Source organism: Streptomyces sp. ADMS (genome assembly GCF_033441795.1).
Taxonomy (GTDB): domain Bacteria; phylum Actinomycetota; class Actinomycetes; order Streptomycetales; family Streptomycetaceae; genus Streptomyces.
Genome location: NZ_JAVFVX010000095.1, coordinates 28943 through 30128 on the forward strand (window position 1 = coordinate 28943; position 1186 = coordinate 30128).

Consider the following 1186-nt stretch of genomic DNA (forward strand, 5'->3'; position numbering starts at 1 on the left):
GCCGTCGGCGGACCCGTCGGAGGCTTCGCCGGAGGCGTCGTCGGAGGCTTCGCCGGAGGCGTCGTCGGAGGCTTCGCCGGAGGCGTCGTCGGCGGCGTCGTCGGCGGCGTCGTCGGCGGCGTGTCGCCGTAGCCACCCGACGTGTCCGACTCGCCGTGTCCGTTGCCATAGCCGGGGGCGTCGTGCGGTGCGCCCTGCGCTCCGTGTGAACCCGTGCCGTTGGCACAGGAGTTGCCGCATGGGTCCGCCGGAGCTTGTGCCTGCGCATGCGCCGCGCCGACCGGCACGGCGCCGCCCGCGTCCGCGTCTGCGAGGGCGGAAATGCCGTACAGGGACAGGAGGCTCGTCGCGGCGGCCGCCACGACCATCCCCCTGCTCAGACTCTGTCGCATTCTGATTATCTTCCTGCTGGGAGAGGTGAGAAAAAGCCGGCCTTGGCACCGAAAGGCTCTCCAAGACCGGCCCAGACACCGCCGAACGGCTGGTGCGACGACGTCAGTCGTTGACGCAGATGTTGCCGAACGCCGGGTTCAGCAGCGCGATGACGTTGATCGAGTTGCCGCACACGTTGATCGGAACGTGGACGGGAACCTGGACCACGTTGCCGGAGAGCACACCCGGGGAGTGGGCGGCGAAGCCCTTGGCCTCGGCGTCCGCGAAGGCCGGGGCGGCCATTCCGAGCGACATGATCGCGCCGGCGATGACAGCAACGCTCTTCTTCATGAAGTTTCCCTTCTCTGCGGTCATGCCCTTATGTCGACCGAAGGCCGAGCGAGCACAGCATGGACGGCTCGCACCATGACCGGCAGTTGTAAAACGAGGGATAGACAGCCGAAGAAACTACGGAACGTGGTCCCCCGGGTAATTCACTCGAACGCCCTGAAGCAGCAGAAAACACGATCCACACGAAAGGCTTAAGAAAATCGGGGACATGGAAAAACTCGGACAGCCCCCACACGCGGTGCGAGGGCTGGCCGAGCTGCTTCTACGGGCGGCCGGAAGACTGTTGACGACCAGTCAGCGGCGGCGAAGGATCAGCTGTTGCCGATGCCGTTCCCGGACAGGACCGGAATGTCGCTGAGGATGTGGGACAGCGGCTCGTCACCCTTGGCCTGCGTCGAGTTCTCGGCGCACTGCTGGTTCTGCGGGGCCGACAGGATCGGGATGTCCTGGACGGCGATCGGCA

Annotated in this window: 2 protein-coding genes; both read right to left on the reverse strand. The window is 66.3% G+C overall.

Annotation, left to right across the window (positions count from 1 at the left end; all coding sequences use genetic code 11):
* Positions 1-495: 495 nt before the first annotated feature.
* Positions 496-747, reverse strand: coding sequence for a chaplin (locus RB628_RS30820; protein ID WP_318323862.1), 252 nt, complete (start codon positions 745-747; stop codon positions 496-498).
* A gap of 287 nt (positions 748-1034) precedes the next feature.
* Positions 1035-1186 (reverse strand): rodlin (locus RB628_RS30825; protein WP_318323870.1); only part of this gene is annotated, 152 nt, incomplete at its 5' end.